This is a genomic window from Hymenobacter gelipurpurascens, from assembly GCF_900187375.1.
Taxonomy (GTDB): domain Bacteria; phylum Bacteroidota; class Bacteroidia; order Cytophagales; family Hymenobacteraceae; genus Hymenobacter; species Hymenobacter gelipurpurascens.
This window is the reverse complement of the sequence record NZ_FYEW01000001.1, coordinates 46221-69576: the sequence shown is the minus strand read 5'-3', so window position 1 is coordinate 69576 and position 23356 is coordinate 46221. Positions and strand designations below refer to the sequence as shown.

General features: G+C 61.1%; 17 protein-coding genes. 11 read left to right on the top strand and 6 right to left on the bottom strand.

All coding sequences use genetic code 11. The features are described 5' to 3' along the window. Nucleotides 1–13 precede the first annotated feature (13 nt). From CFT68_RS00290 to CFT68_RS00255, 8 genes are all read left to right on the top strand, one after another. The gene (locus tag CFT68_RS00290) at nucleotides 14–463 is read left to right on the top strand and encodes a GNAT family N-acetyltransferase (RefSeq protein WP_088841435.1); all 450 of its coding nucleotides are present in this window, start codon (nucleotides 14–16) and stop codon (nucleotides 461–463) included. A 283-nt stretch (nucleotides 464–746) separates the two neighbouring features. Further along, complete coding sequence (locus CFT68_RS00285; protein WP_088841434.1) at nucleotides 747–2051, top strand: PAS domain-containing protein; 1305 nt, start codon at nucleotides 747–749, stop codon at nucleotides 2049–2051. Nucleotides 2052–2093: 42 nt separating this feature from the next. Further along, the gene (locus CFT68_RS00280) at nucleotides 2094–2450 is read left to right on the top strand and encodes a hypothetical protein (protein ID WP_088841433.1); all 357 of its coding nucleotides are present in this window, start codon (nucleotides 2094–2096) and stop codon (nucleotides 2448–2450) included. A 180-nt stretch (nucleotides 2451–2630) separates the two neighbouring features. Beyond that, nucleotides 2631–4301, top strand: coding sequence for a M28 family peptidase (locus CFT68_RS00275; RefSeq protein WP_088841432.1), 1671 nt, complete (start codon nucleotides 2631–2633; stop codon nucleotides 4299–4301). Between the two features lie 140 nt (nucleotides 4302–4441). Next, nucleotides 4442–5044, top strand: coding sequence for a hypothetical protein (locus CFT68_RS00270; protein WP_088841431.1), 603 nt, complete (start codon nucleotides 4442–4444; stop codon nucleotides 5042–5044). Between the two features lie 240 nt (nucleotides 5045–5284). Beyond that, entirely contained in the window at nucleotides 5285–6733 is a 1449-nt protein-coding gene (locus tag CFT68_RS00265) for an AMP-binding protein (protein ID WP_088841430.1), read from the top strand. A 72-nt stretch (nucleotides 6734–6805) separates the two neighbouring features. After that, the gene (locus CFT68_RS00260) at nucleotides 6806–7942 is read left to right on the top strand and encodes a DUF3419 family protein (protein WP_088841429.1); all 1137 of its coding nucleotides are present in this window, start codon (nucleotides 6806–6808) and stop codon (nucleotides 7940–7942) included. Between the two features lie 17 nt (nucleotides 7943–7959). Next, a complete protein-coding gene (locus CFT68_RS00255; RefSeq protein ID WP_088841428.1) occupies nucleotides 7960–9204 on the top strand; it encodes a phosphotransferase family protein in 1245 nt (414 codons plus the stop codon). A 256-nt stretch (nucleotides 9205–9460) separates the two neighbouring features. On the opposite strand, the gene CFT68_RS00250 is transcribed toward CFT68_RS00255, so the two are convergent. The 3 genes from CFT68_RS00250 to CFT68_RS21715 form a co-directional block, all read right to left on the bottom strand. Further along, nucleotides 9461–10519, bottom strand: coding sequence for a hypothetical protein (locus CFT68_RS00250; RefSeq protein ID WP_141106379.1), 1059 nt, complete (start codon nucleotides 10517–10519; stop codon nucleotides 9461–9463). A gap of 204 nt (nucleotides 10520–10723) precedes the next feature. Then, nucleotides 10724–13339, bottom strand: a complete 2616-nt coding sequence (locus tag CFT68_RS00245; RefSeq protein WP_088841426.1) for a PEP/pyruvate-binding domain-containing protein — start codon at nucleotides 13337–13339, stop codon at nucleotides 10724–10726. 91 nt (nucleotides 13340–13430) lie between these two features. Next, nucleotides 13431–14345, bottom strand: a complete 915-nt coding sequence (locus CFT68_RS21715) for a UbiA prenyltransferase family protein (protein ID WP_088841425.1) — start codon at nucleotides 14343–14345, stop codon at nucleotides 13431–13433. Nucleotides 14346–14924: 579 nt separating this feature from the next. On the opposite strand from CFT68_RS21715, the gene CFT68_RS00235 reads away from it, so the two are divergent. Next, nucleotides 14925–17147: an efflux RND transporter permease subunit gene (locus CFT68_RS00235; RefSeq protein ID WP_088841424.1), complete on the top strand. Its 2223-nt coding sequence runs from the start codon at nucleotides 14925–14927 to the stop codon at nucleotides 17145–17147. Here the strand turns inward: CFT68_RS00235 and CFT68_RS00230 are convergent. Both CFT68_RS00230 and CFT68_RS00225 read right to left on the bottom strand, forming a co-directional pair. Then, nucleotides 17107–18684, bottom strand: coding sequence for a glycosyltransferase family 39 protein (locus CFT68_RS00230; protein WP_088841423.1), 1578 nt, complete (start codon nucleotides 18682–18684; stop codon nucleotides 17107–17109). The two genes, CFT68_RS00235 and CFT68_RS00230, sit on opposite strands and share 41 nt — an antisense overlap. 45 nt (nucleotides 18685–18729) lie before the next feature. Next, nucleotides 18730–18975, bottom strand: coding sequence for a hypothetical protein (locus tag CFT68_RS00225; protein ID WP_088841422.1), 246 nt, complete (start codon nucleotides 18973–18975; stop codon nucleotides 18730–18732). Nucleotides 18976–19342: 367 nt separating this feature from the next. Between CFT68_RS00225 and CFT68_RS00220 the strand changes: the two genes are divergently transcribed. Both CFT68_RS00220 and CFT68_RS00215 read left to right on the top strand, forming a co-directional pair. After that, the gene (locus CFT68_RS00220; RefSeq protein ID WP_088841421.1) at nucleotides 19343–20692 is read left to right on the top strand and encodes a YfcC family protein; all 1350 of its coding nucleotides are present in this window, start codon (nucleotides 19343–19345) and stop codon (nucleotides 20690–20692) included. Between the two features lie 213 nt (nucleotides 20693–20905). Next, the gene (locus CFT68_RS00215) at nucleotides 20906–22912 is read left to right on the top strand and encodes a carboxypeptidase-like regulatory domain-containing protein (protein ID WP_088841420.1); all 2007 of its coding nucleotides are present in this window, start codon (nucleotides 20906–20908) and stop codon (nucleotides 22910–22912) included. Between the two features lie 53 nt (nucleotides 22913–22965). Here CFT68_RS00215 and CFT68_RS00210 read toward each other — a convergent pair whose 3' ends face one another. Continuing rightward, nucleotides 22966–23355: a response regulator gene (locus tag CFT68_RS00210; RefSeq protein ID WP_088841419.1), complete on the bottom strand. Its 390-nt coding sequence runs from the start codon at nucleotides 23353–23355 to the stop codon at nucleotides 22966–22968. Nucleotide 23356 lies beyond the last annotated feature (1 nt).

Below are 23356 nucleotides of genomic sequence, written 5' to 3'. Positions count from 1 at the left end.
CTTCTCTCCCGTCATGACGCTCACCTGGACCTCCAAGCCCTTTCACGCCCTCACCCTTACGGAACTCTATGCCCTGCTGCAGCTGCGCTCCGAAGTGTTTGTGGTGGAGCAAACCTGTGCTTTCCAGGACATTGATGGCCAGGACCAGGTGGCCTACCACCTGCTAGGCCACTCCGAAGAGGGCGAGCTAGTGGCCTACACGCGCCTGTTCGGGGCCGGCATCAGCTACCCCGAGGCCAGTATTGGGCGCGTGGTTGTGAGCCCAAAGGCGCGGCGTTTTGGGCTGGGGCGCGAGTTGCTGCGGCAATCTATAGCGGCTGTTGGTACGCTGTTCGGCGAGCAGCCCATCCAGATAGGGGCGCAGCTTTACCTGCAGGACTTTTACGAGAGCTTCGACTTTCAGCAGGTGGGTGAAGGCTACCTGGAAGATGGTATTCCGCACATTCATATGGTGCGGGCGTAACCTGGCCTAGGGGCTTCTTACTTCTGATTTTACTGTTCAGCTTGGCAATTTAGCCGTTCAACTGGCAGAACACCGAGCTCAACTATCAAGAATAGATTGTCTCTTCTTTTTGCTGACCTTTGCCTACTCAAGCCTTCTGATTGGGTTCGTGCCAGACGCATTGTATTATCCTTTGCAGCGCCTTTAGCCTAGTAACAGAGCTACTCTTTGGCTGCTGTTTTTCTGCCCTTGCCTGCAGTGGCAGCGCCCTTGTTTATCCCACAACTACCGCCTTTCCTACCTTATGCCTGCGTCCGCTTTTCCAGTTGACTATCAGTACCTGTTTCACTCGCTGCCCGAAAATTTCCTGCTCATTGCCCCAAACGCTGAGGCAACCATCATCGACAACACCGACAGCCACGTAGCGGTGTCGCTGAAAAGCCGGGAGGAAGTCGTAGACAAGCCCTTTTTCGAAGCCTTCCCCGCTACCGATGAGCAGTCGGCTGCCGTTATCCGGGAATCGCACGAGCACGTACGTCGGCACCTGGAGCCGCACACTATGCCCCTGATCCGGTACGACCTGGAGCGCCCCGCTGAACAAGGAGGTGGCCTAGAGGAGCTGTACTGGGAGGCTACCCACTACCCTATTCTCAGCCCGCAAGGTGAACTGCAATTTATTCTGCAGCGCACGCAGGATGTAACGGAGCAGTACCGCGCCCAGCTCCAGGCCGAGCAAACCCGGCGCGAGCTGGCCGAAAGCCAGGACCGGATGCGGTTCGTGCAGGAGTCTGTTCCGATTCTGGTCTGGACGGCCACCCCTACCGGTGAGCGGGACTACTTCAACTCGCGCTGGCTGCAGTTTACGGGGCGTCCCCTGGAGGCAGAGCTGAACAACAACTGGATGGAGAACATCCACCCCGAGGACCAGGAGCGCGTACGCCATCTCTGGCAGACAGCTATTGCCACCGGGCAACCGTACCAGGTAGAATACCGCCTGCGCCGCCACGACGGGCAGTACCGCTGGCTGCTTATGCGCGGCCTGCCCCGCGTAGATGCCAATGGCCAGATTACGATGTGGGTTGGTGGCGGAACCGATATTCAGGATCAGAAGCAGCTGGTGCAGGAACTGCTGGAAACCAACGAGCAGCAGGCCCTCCTCTCCGACCAGGCCTACCAGGCCTACCAGCTGGCCAATCAGCAGCGCGAGACGTTCTTCAACCTGTTCATGCAGACGCCAGCCATGATCTGCATTCTGCGTGGCCCCGAGCACCGTTTCGAGTTTGTGAACCCCGAGTACCAGAAGCTGTTTCCGCACCGCGAGCTGGTGGGCCGCACCGTAGCGGAAGCTCTGCCGGAAGTGATTGAGCAAGGATTTGTGGGCTTACTAGATGGCGTATACAACACGGGCGAGACCTTTATCGGCAATGAGCAGTCCATTATGCTGGATCTGGATGGCAGCGGACAGCTGCAGCGGCGCTTCCTCAATTTCACCTATCAGCAGTTCAAGGAAAGCGGGCAGAAAGCGGGTATCACCGTGTTTGCCTTCGATGTAACGGACCTCGTAAAGGCCCGGCTGGCCTTGGAAGATGCAGGAAAGAATGTTCAATAAAATAGTTTCCCACCCTGCTTTCGGGCAACTATTCTTCGTAGTATGGACATAACCAACCTGGATTTTCAACAGGCCCGGATTAAACAGGTGCTGTTCAAATCCCGGCTTCGCTCGGTGCTGTATGGCGTGCGAGAGCCCGATGAGGCGCTATTTTCCCTTCGCCAAAATCCGCTGGGCGAGTGGCTGGAGGCGGTAGTGAAACCGCGCTACGGCACCGTGCCGGCAGTGCAGCAGCTGCAGTTTGAGCTAACGCGCATGCTGGATACGGCCCGCTCTTTGGTGCAGCAGTACCAACGCGGCCAAATAGAGGAGGCCCGCGCCGGCCTGGAACGCATAGACACCCACGCTACCCGCATTGAGGACCTGCTTCAAGCGGTAGAAACCTCTACGGTAGCTTAATCTGACTTTCACACCACAACAAGAGAGGCCTAGGCCTCTCTTGTTGTGTCAGGCCATTCCGTAAAATCGTAATGCCGGCCACCTGTATCTTGGCCGGCATTACCAGCCTGGCTAGGCCAGTTGGACCCTATACCGGCAGCCAATGCCACGCGGTAAGGCCGAGCTGTGTATTTTGGGCCTATGAAATTAGCAGCTCTCCTTCTGGCAGCGGCTTCGCTGCTGGCGCTTCCGGCGGCGGCCCAACCTACCCAGCCGTCTCCCGTCCCGAAAAAAGTGGCCCGCGCCCTCAGCAAGGTGCGCCCCGAGGCTATCAAATCCCACATCTGGTATTTGGCCGATGATAAGCTCCAGGGTCGGCAGGCTGGCACACCGGGCTATCAGATGGCCGTTGAGTACGTAACGGCACAATTGCGCCAGCTGGGCGTAGAGCCAGCCGGCGAAAACGGCACCTACGTGCAACGGGTCCGTCTGCGCCGGGCCACGGCCCTGCTCGGCGCTACCCTCACCCGCCGCGATGCAGCGCCGGGCTCCAGTCCGCAACCCCTGGCCTACGCCACCGATTTCGTGTTCAATCCTCACCCAGAGCAGCCTGCCGCCACGGTAGAGGCGCCGGTGGCATTTGCGGGCTACGGTATCAGCGCGCCCGAGCTGGGCTACGATGACTACGCCGGCCTCGATGTGAAAGGCAAGCTGGTGATGATTGTGCGCGGCGCTCCACGCAACTTCCCGAGCACTGTAGCAGCGGCCAGTCAGGATTTGCTCATGACCATGCAAAACGCCGCCCGCCATGGCGCGGTAGGCGTGCTGGTAGCGGCCACCGTAGCCCCGCGCACTGCCCCCTCGCCTACCACCAAGCGCATTACCACCAGTGTACTGAATGCGGAAGGTAAGGTGGCGGTTTCGCGCACGTTTATCCCGAACGTAGGCCTGCAGGTGGTCGGCAACCTGGGGGCCAGCGCCTTCCAGAACCTGCTGCGCACCGCCGCCCTCGACTCGGGGCAGGTGCTGGCAGCGCTGCGGCAGGGCAAGCCGGCCTCGGCAGCACTGCCTACCACCCTGCGCGCCGAGTACCGCTCTGCCTACCAGGATTTCGATAGCTACAATGTGGTAGGCAAAATCACGGGCTCCGATGCGAAGCTGCGCGACGAATACGTGGTGCACTCCGCCCACCTCGACCACCTGGGCGTGGCCGCCCCCGTCAATGGCGACTCTATTTATAACGGCGCCCATGACAACGCGTCCGGTGCGGCCTCGGTGCTGGAAATAGCCAACATTTACTCCCACCTCAAGCAGAAGCCCAGCCGCAGTTTGCTGTTTGTGCTGCAAACCGGCGAGGAGCTGGGCCTGCTGGGCTCGGCGTACTTTGCCTCCAACCCGACGGTGCCCAAAGCCAACATTGTGGCCGATGTGAATACTGATATGCCTACTATCATTGCGCCCCTGCTCTCGGTGGTGCCGCTGGGCGCCCAGCACTCCACTCTCAGCCAGCCCGTAGCGGAAGCGGCGCAATATCTGGGCCTGACGGTAGAGGCCGACCCCGAGCCCGACCAGAACCGCTTTATCCGCTCCGATCAGTATAGCTTCGTGATGCAGGGAATTCCGGCCCTGCACATCAAATACGGCAACCGCACCGCCGATGGCAAGAACAACCTCAGCGAGCAGGTGCAGAAATGGCGGGCCGTCACCTACCACAAGCCCCAAGACGATACCAGCGGTGTTTTCGACTTTGAAGCTGGCAAGAAATACGTGCAGCTGAACTTCCTGATCGGGTATCTGGTGGCGCAAAACCCCGCCCGACCCACCTGGAATTCCGGCGACTTTTTCGGGCAGCGGTTCGCGCAGCAGCGCTAAGCCACATTTTCGGGGCAGAAGTATGGAAATTCGGTTCAAAAAGCCGAATATTATGCACCTAACATATGTAGCAGGCCTAGGCCAGTCGGCGGCAGACTCCCACTCCACGCCCTGGCAACTAGCCTGCCTTTCCGCTCCCCATGATCATTTACGGCCACCGCGCATCCCACCTGGTTACTGAGCCCGTACCTGGCGCCTGCCCCACCTGCGCCGCCCCCAACAGCCGGCGGGTGAGCATTTTCGGGCGCTACGCCCATCTCTACTGGGTCCCCATGTTTTCGCTGGGCAAAACCGGCGCCGCCGAGTGCCGCCATTGCCGGCAGGTGCTACAGCCCCAGGAAATGGACCCGGCCCTGAAACAGACGATGCTGCAGGTGCAGCAACAAGTGCGCGTACCGGGCTGGCACTTTAGTGGCCTAGCGCTGCTGTTGCTCACGGTGCTATCGGGTTTGGTGCTACACGGCACCAGCCAGAAGGATACTCAGCTCTTTGTGGAAACCCCTCACAAAGGCGACCTATACCACATCCGGACGGAAAATGGGCACTACTCCCTGCTCAAGGTGCAGGATGTAACGGGCAATAGCGTGAAGCTGCTCCCGAACAACTACGAGATGGAAAGCCAGCGCGAAGTAGAGAAGCTCGACAAGCCCGAGTTCTACGCCGCCGAGCCGGTAGAGCTCACCCGCTACGACCTCAACATCATGCTCACGAAGGAGCAGATTCTGGAAGTTGAGCGCCCCTGATATATTCGCCAGAATTTATACTTCGCTTAAAGTCCCGGCAGCCACCAGCTACCGGGACTTTTTTGTGTCATTCTGAGCCAGAAAACAGGTTTCTACTTACCGGAAGCACCTAACTGAAAAGTCAGGAATAAGCGGGTTGTGGTTTTGATTCGGGTCGGAATAACGCTCCATTTGAAACACGCTTCGGCTACCTCCTGGCGGCCTGTTTCCCTTCTTGATTTTGCCCCCGCGCCCGTTGCTATGTCTGCCAATTTCTATGAGTTGATTCACGCCAACCTCACCGCCCAGCCCGGGCGGGAGTGGGTGCACTGGCCAGCTCTTCCCGGCACTCCCGCCCCCACCCCCGATACTGGCCAGCACCTGTTGGCACGCATTGGAAGTGTAGGGGCGCACCTGCTCCGCCAGGGCGTGCGGCCCGGGCAGAAGGTGCTTCTGGCGCTGCCCGTGGGCCCCGCGCTGCTCAGTGGGCTGCTAGGCCTGTTGGCAGTGGGCGCGATACCGGTGCTTCCTCCGGCTGGCAGCACGGCTAAAAGTCTGCGGAAGCTGGCGCAGCAACAAGGTATTCGGGTAGGCCTGGTGGCCGAAACGGTGCCCACCTGGGCGCGCCTGCTCACGCGGCTCCGGGGGTTGCGGCTGCTGGCCGCACCGGCAGTGGAAAAAGCCGTGGCGCCGGCTTTGCTGCCGCAGCCGGTGCTGCCTACGCAGGCCGCGCTTATTTCGCACAGTTCGGGCTCTACGGGCGGCTCACCCAAAACGGTAGTCCGGACGCATGCGGTGTTGCGGGCGCAGCATGAGGTACTCAAAGCCGCCTTTCCGCCCCTGCCCGGCCAGCACGATTTTCCGCTGTTCCCCAATGTGCTGCTGCACAACCTAGCCGCCGGCGTTACCAGCGTGCTGCCCGCCGTGCCAGCCCTGGATGTGCGCCGCCTGGAGCCAGCCGCGGTAGTGGCACAGCTGGGCACCGGCCGCATCCATACGCTCACCGGCAACGTGTTTTACTTCCGCCGCCTGCTGCATTATTTGGAGCAGCACCCCGCTGCTTTCCCGGCCGTGGTGGCACTGGGCATCGGTGGCTCGCCGGTGCCGGAAGCCCTGCTGCTGGCCTTGCAGCCCTTTTTCCCGGCGGCCCGGCGTCTCGTTATTTATGGTTCTTCGGAAGCGGAGCCGCTGGCCATCCGCGATGCGGCAGCGGCTCCTGCTCCTCCAGCCGCTGCCGGCTACTGCGTAGGCCACCTGCGGCCCGAGCTGACTTGGGAATTGCGCCCGCTAGGCCACGTTCGGACGCCGGCGGGCACCTGGGCCGAGGTGGGCGAACTGGCTGTGCGCGGCCCGCACGTAGCTGTGACCGGCTCAGAGTGGTTCCTGACCGGCGACTTTGGCTACCTCAACGACCAGCACCAGTTGGTGCTCACGGGCCGCAAAGGCAACGAAACCCTGGTGGCCGGGGTGCAGCACTATCAGCTGGAGCACGCCCTGAGCGAGGTTTGCGGCGCTGAGCGGGTGGCTGCATGCCCTTTTGCTGAAGGCTTTAGAGTGTATGTGCAGGGCCCCGCTGATCTGGAACCGGCCTTGCGGAAAGTGCTAAGCCAGTGGTTCCCCTCAGATTTGGGCATTGAATTTCTCTTTCGAGCAGAGCTGCCAGTAGATGGGCGGCATCACTCCAAGATCCTTTATTCCCAACTGGCCTAGCGCCGCTGGGCTGCAACTCCGGTCGGGCTTTCCGGCTCCTCCTTTCGTCTTCTCCTGTATCTGCTCTCTGCCATGAATTCCGAGTTCTACAACGTCGCCCTCGACCGTGTCCGCTACTCCTTGGTGTGGGAAGACAGCCGCACGCTCTACCAAGCCCTCAACCTCAGCCCCACCGATGAAGTACTGGTGATAACCTCGGCGGGCTGCAATGCGCTCAACGCCCTGCTGGCCGGCCCCCGGCGCGTCACGGCTCTTGACCTGAACCCGGTGCAAAACCACCTGCTGTCCTTTAAGTGCTACCTGATCAAGTATCACTCGGCGGAGGTGTTTCAGGCATTGCTAGGCCTACAGGGGCCGGCGCAGGTGGCTGCTACCTGGGCGGAGGTGGCGCCTTCGCTGCCTACCGTGCTGCGCCATTACTGGGCGCCTTTTTTCAGCAGCCATCCGGGCGGACTACTCACGGCGGGCCGCCTGGAAACCTACCTGACCGGCTTTTTGCCGAGCCTGGACGCTGCCACGCAGGCAGCGCTGTGCCAGCTGTTCGGCTTCAGCACCGTGAGTGCTCAAACTGATTTTTTTGAGCGCGAATTGCACGGCACCGTATTCCAGACGCAGTTTATCCGGTATTTTGATGAGGCCAATCTCAGCAAAGGGCGCGACCCACAGCTGTTCCGCTATGCGCCCGAATCGGGTGGGGAGGCGTTTTATGAGCGCCTGCGCCACCAGCTGCGCACCCAGCTGGCCCGCGACAACTTCTTCCTGCGCTTCTTCATTTTCGGGCCCGATGCGCTTCCCGAAAGTCTGCTTCCGCCCTGCTATCAGGCCCACAACTTTGCGGCCCTGCGCGAGCGGCTCCCGCGCCTCCAGATTCGGGAGGGAGAGGCCATCGATTTCCTGCTGTCGCCCGCGGGTCGTCATGTCACGAAAGCCAGCCTCTCCAACATCTTCGAGTACGTGAGTGCTGCCGAGTTTCAGCACGTATCGCAGGCGCTGCTCCACGACCCGAAGCGGCCGTTGCGGCTGGTGTTCTGGAACCTGCTGCAGCCGCAGGGCGAGGCCGAGACTGGCCTACCCCTCGTCCAGGATCTGGCTCAGGACCTCACTGCTTCCGATGGCTGCTTCTACTTCCGCAGTGTGCGCGTTTTCGATTCTCAGCGCATGCCAGTACCGGTGGAGCAGCCCAGGCCACTGGCCTACGTGCGCTTCTGAGCAGCAGCTTAGTCCTTATGCGTCAGCCCCTTTCGTTTCACGCCTTGCCTTTTTCCGCCATGGATCCTGCCCATTATTTTGCGCCTGCATTTCTGGAAAGCCTGCTGCGCGCCCAACCCGGTGCCGATGCCGAATTACGCGTGCTGCACGTGCGCCCTTTTGCGGTAGATAACTCGGCCAGTATTCTGGCGGTGCTCACGGCGGGGCACGCGGCCCGGCCCGTAGGCCACTTCGGCGTAGAAATAACCTGGAGTAGTGCCGGCCACACCCACTCGCGGCGCCTGGTGCTGAAGCTGAAGCCCCCCGGCGCGGAGGTAGCGGCTATGCTCGCAAGCCTGGCCCAGGCCACCGGCGAACCATTGGCCTCCCGCTACCCGGCCTACACATTTCGCACTGGCTTTGCCGATACGCACGGGCGCGAACTAGCTGTGTACGAGCAGCATGCCGGCCACCCGCTGCTACCCGAAATCTGGGGCCTGTATGCCGATGAGGAGCACGGCGTGTATGTGGTGCTGATGGAATTTCTGGAAGAAGTGGAGCTGCTGGACTCCGTGATGCACCCCGAACGCTGGACCGATGCCCACCTGCGCGCGGCCCTCACCCAGCTGGCCACCTGGCACGCCGGCCACCTCCACACTCCAGCTCGGTTGCCTGCTTTGGCCAACGGCGAGTGTGCCGGCCCCGCGTATCTGCTGGAGCAGAAGCCCCTCTGGCACGCTTTACTCGACAGCGCCGCCACGCACTTCCCTGAGCTGTATTCCGCCAGTCGCGTAGGCCACCTCCGCCAGGCCCTGGCCGACTTACCGCAGCACGCGGCCACGCTGGCGGCCGAGCCTCACACCCTCATCCACAACGACCTGAATCCGCGCAACACCTGCTTCCGCCGTACGCCAGCCGGGGAGCTGCAGTTCGTGGCCTACGACTGGGAGCTGGCCACCTACCACGTGCCGCACTACGATGTAGCCGAGCTGCTCTGCTTTGTGCTGGATACCGACCGCTACGCCCTGCGCGGCACTTACCTGGAGTATTACCGCCAGCAGCTCCACCAGCTCACCGGCGCCTACCCCGATGCCGAGGCCTTCCGCCATACTTTCGGAGTGGCTGCGCTGAACTTCGGCTTGCATCGCCTGGGCATGTACCTGATGGCCCACGCCGTGAGCCCCTACCCTTTTCTACCCCGCGTAGTCAACAGTTTTTTTGACACACTGGAAGAGTTTTTACCCCAGCCGGTAGCCGCGCCACAGGAAGTAGCCGCGGCGTAGCATCATCAAGTATCGCACAGCTGATTTATTCTTGAATCTGCTTTTATTAAAGCACGTCATCCTGAGCGGAGCGAAGGATCTTCTAAGGCTGGAACGACTGGCCTAGCGCTTCGTGCTGACGTGAAAAGATCCTTCGCTCTGCTCAGGATGACGTGCTATTTAAACCAGCGCTTGTCTCCGTTGACCGGGGGTGGGATCACGCCGACTGCACGGCTAGAATAACTGCTGTAGCTTAGGCTGATGCCCCAGCGTTGTTTTATAGCTCCTTTCGATACAGCGCGTAATGAGCGGTTTCGGCGGGGAGACCATCCGTGAAGTGCAGGGAGAAGTTATCGGTTCGCATCAGGCAGAAAATCACCTGCTGATACCACTCGCGGAAGTGCACCATACCGTAGGCGCCCAGGGCATTCATGAGGCCGCGGTTGCGGAAGCTGGGGTGTACGCCAACGGTTTTGGCCAGCAGCGTGGGAGCCGTGAGCTTGGGGTAGTCGCGCTGAAAATTGGGCGGTAGCGCGGCAGGCAGGCCTAGCGGGGCGTAGTTGGGCTGGCACAGACTGAGGGCCGCCAGCTGCCCGGAATCTTTCTCGCGCAGCAGCACCGAGGTATGCGGGCACAGCCCGGCGGCATACGTGCTGTTGTACAACGCCCGAAACTGCGCCCCCGACACCGCCCGGTACGCCGGATTAGCCCCGAAAACCGCCTGCACCAACTCGAACAATTCTGCTTCGTAGTGCGGCCACGTCTCAGCGGTGAGGGGCAGAAAGTCAAACGGCATGGCGGCCAGCGCATCCAGCAGCGGCTGTTTTTCCAGGTACACCGCGGGCACGGTTTCGGGCCTGATCAGGCGGCTCTCGAAGGTAAGATGCGCCTGAAAACCGAGCCCTACCAGCAACTCAGGATAGTAAGCCGGGTTGACGGGCTCCCGGTCGAAGCGCCCCCAGGAAGGCGCCGCACCCAGCCGCAGCCGGTACCGTTGGAACGTGTTGAAGTCCAGGGGTCCGGTGATGGCCGGGCAGTTCCGGCGGCGGGCTTCCGCTTCCAGCGCCGCAAAGGCGCGGGCATTGGCGGCGGCATCGGGAGTGGTTTCCCAAAACCCGAATCGGGCCTCTCCGCCTTCCTTCGGAAACAGGCCTACAAGCCGCACGTGCCTATTATCAGTATAGAAAACGATATCATAGCGCTCGGCCTCTTCGGCAAACAAAGCAGCCAATGCCTGCCTATCCGGGCGCGTGGACTGCGCCGGTGCGGCCACCTCAAAAAAGCCAGCCGGCAGCATGCCATAATAAGGAGAAGCGTGTAGTAAACTGGTATCCATAGAGCGACTAAACAGGTTGATATGGTGGCGGCTTCGTGGACGTGATAGTATTACTTGAAAGAGAACGTCATGAAAAAGAACGTTATGCTTCATCTGGCGTCCGCTTGCCGAAGCATCTCTACCGCTGGCTAATCAACTGGCCTAGGATCAACTCAACGAAGCGGTAGAGATGCTTCGGCAAGCTCAGCATGACAGACAGGATTACTACTCGCTTTCCGCCAGCACCAGTAGCTCACCAGCAGCGCCATCAAAGCGCACGTGCTGGCCAGATTGCAGGCTGGCGGTGAGACGGGGTACGTTGATGATGGTCGGGATGCCCAACTCGCGGAGCAGAATAACGGAGTGCGAAAGCGCGGAACCCTTCTCAATGGCCACGGCGCGGCAGTTGGGAAACAGCACGGCCCAGCCGGGGTCGGTGCGCAGGGCACACACAATCTTGCCCGCCACATCCAGGTTGTCCTCGGGGCCGCGGATCACCAATACTTCACCTTCCACCACGCCCGCCACGCAGCCGGTGCCGCGCAAGTGGCCTACGCTACTTGCGTCGGAGCTCAGGTCTGGTTGCGCCGTGAAAGAGGGCGCTGCCGGAACGGTCACACGAGCCGGAACCTCTACCTGCGCATAGGCCGCAAACTCTGCTTTCCGAAGCGTTACCAAAGGCTGATAATTAGCTACCGGCGCATTTTTCTGGGGCTGTAGAGCCGAGTCAATTTCATCTTCTGTCAGGTAAAAGACGTCGCGGGCCGTGGCCAGGCCACCTGTGTTTGCCAGTAGCTCCCCGGCGGCCAGGTACAGCGCCCGATACATTCCGAACAGCCGGGTACGCTCCAGACGCAGGGCCTCGCGGGCATGAATGGCGCTGCGCAACTGGCCTAGGGCCTTGCGCGTCTGGCGGCGCTGCCACCAGGAGTGGCCTAGCAGGGCTTGGGCCAGATCGGCGTCGGCGCTTTGGCTCAACGGTGTGCCACCACCAGGCAATGCCGTGCTGAGGCTGCTGGGGCCCACCAGGTAGTTGCGTAGGTATTGATAGAAGATGCGCGGTTCCAGGCGCATGGTGCGGGTTTCGAGCTTCAGCTCGCCCACGGTCCGGTCGCCGTATTGCTGAATGAACTCGGTGGCGGACGCATGAAAAGCTGGCGCGAGGTAGCCTACCTGGGTGTGCACATCGGGGGGCAGTGCTAGTATCAGGGCGCGTAGATTGGGATGGGCAGCGGTCTGCTGGGCCAACTGCTGCATGAGGCGCGGCATCTGGGCACTTGGCAGCGTATCGTCGCCTGAGAGGTAGCGGTGCAGAAACTCCTCGGGGTGGCCTAGGCCACTGCGGCGGAGCTGGCGTAGGGCGCGGCCGTTGGCCATCATCACCCGAAAATCATTCACGATGGGTGTGGTCCACTGCTGCAGCAAACCGGCATCGAGGCGCGCTTTTTCGGCCAGCAACTCTGCTCCCGAAAGAGTGGGTAGGGTCAGCTGATAGAAACGCGCATAGTGAGTCTGGAAGTTGGCTTGAAAGCGGGTAATCTGCTTGGGCAACTGCTGGAAAGCACGCAGCAGCCGGCTCAGGTTCAGCAGCAGGCGCGGCAGCATCCGGAGGCGTTCCGGGAGGCTCCGCACGCGAGTTTGCACTACATCTGCGGGTTCTTCCAGGCCCATCATGCGCTCCATATCCTCCTTGTTCTGGCGGAATGATGGCAGCAGCAGCAGACCCTGGTACCAGTGGTTGATGTGGTAATAAATGCGCCCCTGCACCAGGCCCAGCAGCTGGGTCACCACGGTTTCATGCCCGTCGATTACGTGCTGAGGCAGGCCTAGTACGCGCATCGTTTGGCGATACACGGTGGCGTAGGCGCGCTGAGCAAAGCGGAACGTGAGGGGCGTCGTGACGCCGCAGTAGCTTTCCTGAATGTTGGAGTTATCATAGACCACCACCTCCGGAATGGGCTGCGTGATGGGCCGCGCCTGCACCAGCCACACCTTGCCTTCGGCCACCACAAATTCCACATCCTGCGGATGGCCCATGTGCTTTTCCAGGAGCTGCGCCGCCTCGTGCAGATTTTGCAGCTGCTCTGCCGTGAGGCATTCGGTGGCCTGCAGATTCGGCGGTACCGGCGCCAAACATAACCCCGAACCACTCGGAGCGGCCACCAGCTGCTCTGGCTGTAGCGGCTGGCGCTGCCCGCACACGGCGCCCGTGGCCTTGCTTAGGTAGGTTTCCTGCGGATCGAAATGCCCGCCCACCAGCCCTTCTCCAAAGCCCCGCACCACATGAATAGCCTCGTACAGCGGGTACTCCGGATAGGTAGTAAACAGCACCCCGCTCACCTCTGCCGTTAGCTGCCGCTGCACAACCACTGCCGGGCGGGCGGCCAGCGGCAGGCCCTTTTGCTGACGGTAGGCCACGGCCCGCTCTGAGTAGGCACTGGCCGCGCAAGCGCCAATAGCTGCCAGCACATCAGGCAGCGTAGTAAGATTCAGGAAGGAATCCATGAGGCCGGCAAAGGCTGCGGTGGCGCCATCTTCATCCGCGACGGAGGAGCGCACCACTACGGGCCGCTCAGGGAATCCCCAGCTGGCCAGAGTATGATCTAGCGCCGCTGCATCTGACGCCGATAACTGAAAGGAGCGCAGCTCGTTACTGCGTTGTGCTAGGCCCTCAGGGGTGGTAGGCAGGGGCTGTAGCCGGGGCTCGAACGTTTCAGCGGGCAGCACTACGAAGGGAGGCACCGGCAGCCCTAGTTCCTGCAATTTCTGCAGTCCGGCCGCCTTCCCGCCTGGTGTGTAGGTGCGGCGCACGGCGGCTGGTGTGTGAGGGAGGAGTAGCATGAGTGGTAGCTGAACTGGCGGTGGTTCCCACAGAGGGACTCAGAAGTTTACGCAGCGGAGTGCTGCGTTTTATGGTGCTGGAAATAGGCAGCTAGATGGCGAAGCGGTGGCCTAGACCATGTATTTCGATGAGAATAGAAACGTAGCTGACGAGCATGAACAGGGAGGTCAGTAGCTCGGCTTTCTTCAGGCGCCCGGTGTCTGGCTGGCGCCAGGCCAACACATAATGCACAGCCGTGAGCAGGTAAAGCAGGCCTAGCACCACCAGGGGCACCGGCCCGGCCTGCAGCAAAGCCAGCAGCCGCGCCTGCACCAGCACCCCTGCCAGCAGCACCACCAACACCGCCCCAATGGCACCGCCGTAGCCCAGCTCCCGCGAGTAAGAATCGAGGCCGGGCACCTCGGTGGCAGCGGGGCGAATTTTGCGCGCTATTTCGAAAGCCAGTCCGCCCAGCAGGCTGAGGGCCGCCAGCAGCCAGAACACCTGCGGCAAGTAACCCGGGCCGGCCAGCGCCCACCAGAGCCACAAAATCACGAGGGGCATCACGAGCAGGTGGGTGCCGGCGTACAGCACCAGCCGTTGCCGCAGCCACTGGCCTACGCCAAACTCGTAGCGCATCAGCAGGCTGTAGCCCACGGCTATGCCCCATCCGGCCAGCGCCATCGGTCCCATCCACCACGACCACAGCATCTCCCCAAGGCTGCCCAACACGGCCACCGCCCCCAACTGCGGCAACGTTACGCGCCCCGTTTGCAGCACCCGCTGCGGATGATGCTCCAGGTCGGTGGCGTAATCCTTCACCTCATCAAACACCCGCAGCCGGTAGAAGAATGAGATGGTAGCCCCAATGCCCAACAGCTCCCGCAACCCAAACCCCGCTGGCTCACCGGCCGCCACCACCACTGCCCGCACCGTCAGGAACACAATGGCAAAGAGCGCCATGTTCACAGGCGGAAAACGCTCCTGCAAATAGGCCCCAAATGAGCGGGAAGCGGGAAAAAGCATGGCGTGCGTCACGGGTTTCGAGGTATTGGAGCGAGGTTGAGAGGATTGTAAGCAGCCTAAAATAGTCCGTCACGTGGAGTTGGAGGCGAAGCATTTGGTGTGGTGTCGTTGCCACACAAACTGTCATGCTGAGCGCAGTCGAAGCATCTCTACCGCTTCGTTGCAGAGGCCTAGGCCAGTTGGTTAGTCAGAGGTAGAGATGCTTCGACTGCGCTCAGCATGACAGTTCGGACGTCGTCATTTCCATCCTATTTCACCTTTGCCTATCGTACAGCTTAGCAAAACCAATGCATTTTACGAGCGGCTTTCTGCTTGCAACAATAGGGAAAGAATGGCGCCTCTGATACCGGTATATAGAAAATTAGGCATTGCGTCAATGTCTAAATAGAACACACCTACAATACTTTTCAATTACTTGTATATCAGACATATAACAACACTTAACAAGGCCTTTAAACACGTAAAATATCTGGTTGAAAAGTCATTCATTCGGTACTTATTTCAGAATGAAGGCCATAAAAGCAGGTTTCTTCGGGGCAGCATCGGCTACTTCGCAGTTGGTGCCGCTACCCCCCTTCTATGATTTCTTCGCTTTACAAGTGGCGCTTTCTGTTTCTGGCCGCTTTAGCTGCTGCGTGCGTAGCACTGTGGCCAGGTGTGCAGGCCGGCGTACAGGTTGATAACAGACTCTCTGCCTGGTTTCTGGAAGGCGACCCGGCCCTGGTGGCCTACCACACCTTTCAGCAACGCTTCGGCAATGATGAGGTGGTTATCATTGGCGTGCATGACCCGGCTACGCTGCTCACGTCGCGCAACTTCCGGCGGCTGCGGCAGCTGAGCCAGGCCCTGGAGCACCACCCCGATGTAGCGGCCGTACTCGGCGCGGGCACTACCTCCGTGCCGGCGCCCGATGGCCTACACTCAGCCCGCCAGCTGCTGGATTCTACCACCACTCCGGCAGCTGTGCAGCGCTACCTGGCGCGGCAGCCAACGCTCCGAGCGCAGCTGTTCAGTCCCGATTATCGTACGGCCCGGCTGCTGGTGGTACTGCGGAGTAGCCCCGATTTTGATGACCGCCGCGGCGAGATTCTAGGCCAGTTGCGGACACTAACGGAAGCGCATGTACCCAAAGGCCGCGCCTGGCTGGGCGGCGTGGGCGTGGTGTATGCGGGCCTCAATGCGCTTTCCCAGCAGGATTTTGGGCTGTTTCTGGGCCTGGGCTACGTGCTGATGTTTGTGGTTTTCTGGCTGCTTTACCGCAATCTGTGGCTGCTGCTGTACACGCTGGGCATTGTGGGCTTGGCCACCTATATCACGCTAGGCCTGTATGGCCTGCTGGGCTACCGTCTTAACCTCATGACGGTGCTGCTGCCGGTTATCATTATTCTGCTGGGACTCATGGATGCCCTGCACGTGGTGAATGAGCGCAACCACCTTGCTGGGCCCGGCAGCACCGGCCCCACCGATACCCTACAGGCCCTGCGTAACCTCGCCCGTCCTTGTCTGGCCACCATGCTCACAACGGTGGCGGGGTTTCTGGCCCTGCTCAGCAGCCCAATGGCCATTCTGCGCGTGTTTGGCGTGTTTGCGGCGTTGGGCATTGCGCTCTGCCTGGTTTTCACCTTCGGGTTGGGCGTTTTGCTATTGCCCCATGCCGCCCCTAGCCCCCGCGCAACGCACACCACCAGCACGCGGCTGGTGGCTTTCTACGGCTTTGTGCTGCGGCACCGGCGGCTGGCCACAGTGGTTTCGGTGGTGTTGGTAGGCCTAGGCCTGTGGGGCGCTACCCGCCTGCGCGCCGACACCTACACGCTCGGCTATTTGCCAACTGATAACATCGTGGTGCGCGACCACCAAGCACTGGAAGCCGCCTGGGGGCCGTATCTGCCGCTGGAACTGCTGGTTGAGCCGCGCCCCGGCTACTCGCTCTCCAGCCCAGCCGTGCTACGGGCAGCGGCGGCATTCTCCGATTCGGCCCGGACCCTGCACAGCGCCGGCGAAGTATTTGGCTTTCATTCCCTGTATCAGGCGGGGCTTGAAACGCGCTACGGGCCGCGGGGCGGGCAATTGCTAGGCCAGTCAGGGGCCGTGAAGGATATTGCTTCGCGCCTCCAAAACGACTACCCGCAGCTGCTAGGCCAGTTTGAGCACAAGCCCTCGGGCACGGGGCGCATCACGGTTTCGGGCCGAATGCTCTCGGCGCGGCAGCTCACCGCCACCACCGATACGCTGCTGCGCATGGCCCGCCACACGCTAGGCCCGGTGGCCAATGTGCGGCCCGCCGGCTACCAGCCGCTCTACGCCCGCATCACCGACTACGTCACGACTTCCCAGACCAACAGCCTGCTGCTGTCGTTTGTGCTGGTGCTGGGGCTGGTGTGGACTTTCGTGGGCAACTTCCGGCTGGCTTTGCTGGCTCTGATTCCCAATGTGTTTCCGGTGGTGGTACTGCTGGGCGTGATGGGCTGGGCCGGCATTGCGCTGGATACCGCCACGGCCAGCATTGCGGCCATCGTGCTCAGCTTCTGCACCGATGATACCGTACACTTCATTCATGCGTACCGGGAGCAGCGCCGCGCAGGCCTGGGTCCCTATGCCGCCCGCCACGTCACCATTGCGCACGTCGGTCCTACCATTGTGCTCACCAGCGCGGTGCTGTTTGGCGGCTATGCCGTGATGATGCTGGCTTCCCTGCAAACCGTTTTCCTGTTCGGCCTCCTCACTTCGCTTTCTATTGCCGCCGCCCTCTACGGCGAAGTTATCATCTTCCCGCTGCTACTGGAGCGTTTTGATCGGGAGTAGGCCCCTCCCACTGCGCCAACTCTTCCTGATGCTCCCGGTACACGCGGGCCATAATTGCCTTACTCGGGTAGGTGCCGAGGTAGATGGAAGTGCCTTTCTCGCGGGCGTAAGGGTTGGTGATTTCGCCCATTTTCCGGAACTCCTGAAAGTAAGAAACCAGCTCAGTCGGGTTGCCTTCGCCTACGAGCAGCATATGCCGGTAGGGCCGGGCGGGCACCAGCGGAAACCAGTACAGGTAGCTGCCATTGAAGCTGGTGGCAGCCGGCATGGCGCGGTGGCGGTTGAAATAGTTGATGGCACCCGCCTGCCCGTAATTATCACACTTTATGAGCGTGCGGGCCCGTGTAGAATCGGGCAAGGCCTGGTAGGCCTGCCAGGTTTTGTCGGCGAGTTCCTGCCAGCCCAGCATATCAGCAAAATCCTGGGGCAGCGGGTGGTCCTTGGCATCTTCCCAGCGCAACACCCCAATACCGCGGTAGGCCACTCCCAGCTTTTCCAGATGCGCCGGCGCATACACCGTGGTCAGGTACGGATACAGTGGCAGCATTAGCAGTACCGGCAGTACCAGCAGCGCCGGCCGCAGCCACCGTTGCGCGCTAGGCCAGTGCTGCAGCCGCTGCTCCCACCACACGGCCCCGGCAGCAAACAGAATTGGGTAATATCCTAATGCGTAGTAGCTCTTGCCGTGCAGCAAGTTCAGAATCAGGAGCCCGAAGCAGTAGATGAGGCCTACAGCGCGGTACTCCCGAAACGGCTTATACAACAGCAAGGCCAGCAGCCCCGGTACCCACACCCACACCGCGGACACGCACATCAGCACCTGGTCTTTCCAGAAATCGGCCAATGATACGTTTACCAGTTGGGTGTCGTGCAGCTCCTGCATGTGGTGCAGAAACGGAATACCGTGGCGCACCTGCCACACCATATTCGGGAGCCACAGCAGCAGGGCCAGCCCGGCCCCAAGCCAGAAGGCACGGGTACTCAGCACCCGCCGGGTGGGCGTGAGCAGGAGGCTGCCCACCAGCGCCGCCAGAAAAAACAGCGTGGAATACTTATTCAGCAGAGCCAGCCCCAACACCGCACCTACCCCATAAAGGAAACGCGACCGGGGCTCCTGCTGATACCGGATCAGCCAATAGCAGGAGAGCGTGAAAGCAAAAACCTCGAATGAGTTCGGCTGGAACAGGAAGTTCAGCCGTGAAAACCCGCCTAGTAAGTAGCATAAGCCCGCCAGCACCACCGCCCAGGTGCCGCCGCCCAGCCTCTGCGCGGCCCGAGCCACTATATATATAGTGAGGCTGCCCCAGAGCAGAGGCCAGAACTTCACCCAGAAATACCCACCGCCCATGGCCAGCGTAAGCCAGCTTTGCGCGGCCGTGAGGGGCGGAACTTCTATGTAGCCCCAGGCCAGGTGTTGCCCATAATTGAGGTACAGATACTCATCGCGGTGCAGCTCGTAGGCCGAGCTAGCCAGCAGATATCCCGAAAGAAATTTGAGCAGGGCCAGCAGTACGGGCAGCAAACGCGAAGGCTTCATGCTGAAAATATAGTAAATACTATACTTCCTGCTGCGCCAAGTGGCTTAGAACTCCTTCGGCAGCCGAATAAGCTCCAGATAGTCGCGTAGGCCGACGGGATGCTGAAACAGGTGAATGAACAGCACGCGCTCCTCGTCCCACACACGCCACTCCTCGGCGTAAAAATCACCGAGCGCGAAGAGGCGCAACCGGAAGCTATCCTGCCGGCGCTCGGCCAGCAGATGGCCGTGGCTGCGCAGGTGCTCCGTCTGGCGGTACAGGTGCAGGGCTTTAAACGCGTCGAGTTTCATGGGTTTGCAGAACCCAAAGATACCGCCGCCAGGTTCCGGGAGTGGCGAAATACCGAGGTACAGATAATGCGAAACGGCTAAACCCAATATGCCACTTATTCTCTCCTGCAGAGATGAAGGCGAAGCACTTTGCAGGAGTAACCGTCATGCTGAGCGCACCCGAAGCATCTCTACCTCTAACTAATCAAGTGGCCTAGGCCTCAGCAACGAAGCGGTAGAGATGCTTCGACAAGCGGACGCCAGATCAAGCATGACGGCTAGCATAGTGATGTCAGCACGCGAGGGACTTCGCCTGTGGCTCAGCATGACGAGCTAGAGCATCCACTGCCCATTCCTACCTTATTGCTCATTTCCCCATCTTCGCGGGATGAAGACGATTCGCTTTCCGCACCCGCTGGTGCTCTTGGTGGGGTTTATTTTGCTGGCTTGCCTGCTGAGCTACGTGTTGCCGGCCGGCGTATTTGAGCGCCATACGGATGTGGCCACGGGCCGCGACGTGGTAGTGGCCGGCTCTTACCACCGCGTGCCTGCTACGCCAGTTAGCCCCCTACAGGCCATTGTAGATATTCCGAAAGGACTCATTGACGCCGCTTCCGTGATTTTTCTGGTGTTTCTGGCGGGCGGCGCTTTCACGGTGGTAGACCAAACGGGCGCCCTGCGCAGCGGTGTCGATTGGCTGCTGACTAAGTTTCGGGGCCGCGAGGCTGTCGTCATTCCGATTATCTCGGTGCTGTTTGCCACCATGGGCGCGCTGGAAAACATGCAGGAGGAAATTGTGCCGCTGGTGCCCGTGCTCCTGATTCTGATGCGCCGCATTGGCTACCCCACGCTCACGGCGGCGGCCGTTAGTCTGGGCTCGGCGGCTGTGGGCGCCGCTTTTAGCCCTCTGAACCCGTTTCAGGTAGGCATTGCCCAGAAACTTGCGCAGCTGCCACTACTTTCCGGGGGCGGATTCCGGATGGTATTCCTGGCCCTGGCCCTGCTCATCTGGATTGGCGGCACCGTGCGCTACGCCGAGCGCCACCGCGTGCAGCCCGAAACCGCCGATACCGCCGATCCGGCGGCCGCCGCGCACCCGGGCCGCAACCACGGCTTGGTGCTGCTGATGCTTTTCGTCACGTTTGCCTTTTTTGCCTATGGTGTGCTGAAGCTGGGCTGGGAGTTCGAGCAGATGGCAGCCCTGTTTTTCGGGCTGGGCATTCTGGCGGGCCTGCTGGGTGGCCTAGGCCTCACGGGCACCGCCGAGGGCTTTATCGATGGTTTCCGCGACATAGCGTTTTCGGCGCTGCTCATTGGCTTTGCCCGCGCCATTTTCGTGGTGCTGGAGCAAGGCCAGATTGTCGATACCATTGTAAACGGGTTGTCGGCGCCGCTGGCGGGGTTGCCGGCGTGGGTGGCGGCCCTGGGCATGATGGGCGTTCACACGGCCCTGCACCTACCGGTGCCCAGCGTGAGTGGGCAGGCCGTCCTTACTATGCCCCTGCTCGTGCCCCTCTCCGACCTCATCGGCCTCTCCCGCCAGGTGACGGTACTGGCCTACCAGTACGGTGCCGGCCTCTGCGAGCTGATTACACCTACCAACGGCGCCCTCATGGCCATTGTGGCGGCCTGCGGCGTACGGTTTGATGAATGGTGGAAATTCGCGCTCCCTCTGTATCTGCTGCTGCTAGCCTTGGGTGCGGTGGCGGTTGTTATCGGAATTGCCGTGGGTGTGTAGGAGTGGCCTAGCACAACAATAGGGGCGCTGAAATCTTCTGAACAGGCTTATTTAGAGAGCCGCTTGAACTCTTGTGCGCTGTTAGGCGCATCAGCAGCATATTAGTAGCGAATATCTACGCGGGCTGTATCCATGCCGGCCACGCTAACTCCATCCTACTCGTTTAGGGAGTGTGTGCGTAAGAAGTAGTTCCCAGCTTGTTACTTTACGTCTATGCGGCATTTTGTGGTTCTGGGCCTCCTGCTGTGGTTGCTGTCGTTCGCGGCTGCCGCCCAGCAGGCGGTAGTAGTGAAAGGGCGCGTGCTCGATGCCCAGACGCATAGGCCAGTGCCGTATGCGCTGGTGGGCATCAGGGGCAACCAACTCGGCACCAGCGCCAACGAGGAAGGCCGTTTTTCCATCAGCATTCCGCCAGAATACCAGCCGCAGGCACTGGACATCACCTTTATTGGCTACAAGAGGGCCACGGTGCCGCTGCCTGTGCCCGTAGGCCAGGAGGTGCAGGTGTTGCTGGAGCCGGCGCCCACCCAGCTCGCCAACGTCACGGTATCAGGCTCGGCACTGGGGATTGTGCGGGCTGCCGTGGCGCGCATTCCGCGCAACTACGCCACGCGCCCGGTGCAGCTCACGGGCTTCTACCGGGAGTCGAGCAACCTGCCGGATGGGCACTACCTCTACCTGGCCGAGGGCGTGCTGCAGGTGCGCAAAGAAACCTACCGTACCGCCCACACCAGCGGCGACGTGCAGCTGCAGCAAACCCGCAAATACGAAGCCCGCGACACCAGCCGCACCCAGCTGAATTGGCAGGCCGGCCCCCTCATTCCACACCGCTTCGACTTTGTGTACAACCGCGCCGATTTTATCAGCAAGGCGCACTTCGCGGAGTACGACTACCAGATTGCCGACGTGACGACCTACAACGGTAGGCCAGTGTATGCCATTTCATTTACGCCGCGCTCGGCGAAGGCCAACTACCAGGGCCGGATGTTTATTAATCTGGACTCCTACGCATTTTTGGGGGCCGATTTTAGCCTGACCCTAGGGGGCGTACGGCGCTACCAGGCCGGTTTTGCGGCCATGGGCGGCTATGCGTACAACCGGCGGGCGCGCCAGGTAAGCTATCAGCGCTACGCTGGCCGCTGGTACCTCAAGCGCGTCTGGGACCAGGCCGTGAGCCAGCAGCCGGGCCGGGAGTACCAGCACACCAGCGAGTTTATAACCACCGCCATTGATACGGCCCGCTCCCGCCGGCCCGCCTACGCCGACCGTTTTCGGCCGGAGGAGGTGTTTCTGCGCAACTCGGTGGCCTACGACTCTACGTTTTGGCAGAACTTCACCACGCTGGTGTTGCCCAAGCAAGTAGAGCAGCAATTGCTGGATGAGGAACGCCAGCGCAAAGCCGAGCAGCTATTCTCCGACTCTACCGCTGTGGCCGCAGCGCGGCCCGTAACCCCCGATTCGGTGGCCGCGGTGCCGGCTGCCGCACCACCACCCGCGCCGCGCCGCAAGGGCCTGCTGGAGCGGCTGAGCTATTCATCGAGTCTGGAACTAGTGCCGGTTTCCGTTGCGGCGGGGGGGATGCAGGTGGCCTACCGACCGGCCGGTTCTTCGTTTGCCACCACCACTACGGCCACGGTGGCGCCGCGCCGGGTAAGCCTGCTGCCGCGCTTCGATTATCTGCTGTGGCTTACGCCAGACTGGCAGCTCCACTACGGTGCGGGTAGCCTGCGCGGCGCTTTGCGGGGTGGCCTACAAAGCGCCGGGCTGCGCTACACCCACAACCTTTCTGAGCGGGCGCGGCCAGTATATGTGCGCGCCGGCCTCGACTACAGCCGCATCACCATCCGGCAGCGCCTGGGCCGTTTCGATAACCCCGATACTGGCCTACGCGTGGCCGGCACCCTTCTCGATGCCGATCGCTTGGCCATAGGCCTACAGTCCGTGACACATGCTCTGGAGCCGCAGCTGGGGCTGGAAATTCAGCTCAGCAGCACGCTGCACTTGTTTGCGGAAGCCAGCTACCGCGTTCAGACGGCGGAACGCAATGAGCTGCTGCTGGAAGAGAAACAAGGGTTTTTCCTGACGCGCACGACGGCCCGCGTGCCGCTTTCCTCCCCGGAGGTGCAGGTGAAGCTTCAGGACCAGGCCCGCCAGACCGCCCCGTTTCAGCCCCGGCCAGTGCTGGTGCGGGTGGGCCTAGCAGTGGGTGGGCACCGCTAAACTGGGTCCGCAGTGCGGTAGTGCGGCCGGCCAACCCGGCCGCCTGGAGGCGCTCAGCCGTTGTCTTTCAGCTGCGCCCGAATGGTACGCAGCTCTTCCACATCAATGGGTTTATGAATCAGGCGGGTCACCAGATCGTAGGTTTTGGCTTTTTCCAGATCAGATAACGCCAACGACGAGGTAAGGACATAGATATGACAATGGTCCCGCAGCACGTCGGCATACGGGGCCAGCGCGTCCAGAAACTGCCAGCCGTTCATGACGGGCATGTTCAGGTCCAGGAAAATAATCTCTGGCAGCTCTGCCGGGCGCTGCTGTAACACCTCCAGCGCATTTTCGGCCGACTCAAACGTTTGGATGGAGCTGGAAAATCCTTCAACCCTCAATAAGCTTTCCGTGAGATAGTTACCCAGGTTATCATCATCAATAAGAAATGTCCTCATA

Coding starts and splice junctions, on each gene's coding strand:
- CFT68_RS00290 (WP_088841435.1), top strand. CDS start 14: ATGACGCTCACCTGGACCTCCAAGCCCTTTCACGCCCTCACCCTTACG.
- CFT68_RS00285 (WP_088841434.1), top strand. CDS start 747: ATGCCTGCGTCCGCTTTTCCAGTTGACTATCAGTACCTGTTTCACTCG.
- CFT68_RS00280 (WP_088841433.1), top strand. CDS start 2,094: ATGGACATAACCAACCTGGATTTTCAACAGGCCCGGATTAAACAGGTG.
- CFT68_RS00275 (WP_088841432.1), top strand. CDS start 2,631: ATGAAATTAGCAGCTCTCCTTCTGGCAGCGGCTTCGCTGCTGGCGCTT.
- CFT68_RS00270 (WP_088841431.1), top strand. CDS start 4,442: ATGATCATTTACGGCCACCGCGCATCCCACCTGGTTACTGAGCCCGTA.
- CFT68_RS00265 (WP_088841430.1), top strand. CDS start 5,285: ATGTCTGCCAATTTCTATGAGTTGATTCACGCCAACCTCACCGCCCAG.
- CFT68_RS00260 (WP_088841429.1), top strand. CDS start 6,806: ATGAATTCCGAGTTCTACAACGTCGCCCTCGACCGTGTCCGCTACTCC.
- CFT68_RS00255 (WP_088841428.1), top strand. CDS start 7,960: ATGCGTCAGCCCCTTTCGTTTCACGCCTTGCCTTTTTCCGCCATGGAT.
- CFT68_RS00250 (WP_141106379.1), bottom strand. CDS start 10,519: ATGGATACCAGTTTACTACACGCTTCTCCTTATTATGGCATGCTGCCG.
- CFT68_RS00245 (WP_088841426.1), bottom strand. CDS start 13,339: ATGCTACTCCTCCCTCACACACCAGCCGCCGTGCGCCGCACCTACACA.
- CFT68_RS21715 (WP_088841425.1), bottom strand. CDS start 14,345: ATGCTTTTTCCCGCTTCCCGCTCATTTGGGGCCTATTTGCAGGAGCGT.
- CFT68_RS00235 (WP_088841424.1), top strand. CDS start 14,925: ATGATTTCTTCGCTTTACAAGTGGCGCTTTCTGTTTCTGGCCGCTTTA.
- CFT68_RS00230 (WP_088841423.1), bottom strand. CDS start 18,684: ATGAAGCCTTCGCGTTTGCTGCCCGTACTGCTGGCCCTGCTCAAATTT.
- CFT68_RS00225 (WP_088841422.1), bottom strand. CDS start 18,975: ATGAAACTCGACGCGTTTAAAGCCCTGCACCTGTACCGCCAGACGGAG.
- CFT68_RS00220 (WP_088841421.1), top strand. CDS start 19,343: ATGAAGACGATTCGCTTTCCGCACCCGCTGGTGCTCTTGGTGGGGTTT.
- CFT68_RS00215 (WP_088841420.1), top strand. CDS start 20,906: ATGCGGCATTTTGTGGTTCTGGGCCTCCTGCTGTGGTTGCTGTCGTTC.
- CFT68_RS00210 (WP_088841419.1), bottom strand. CDS start 23,355: ATGAGGACATTTCTTATTGATGATGATAACCTGGGTAACTATCTCACG.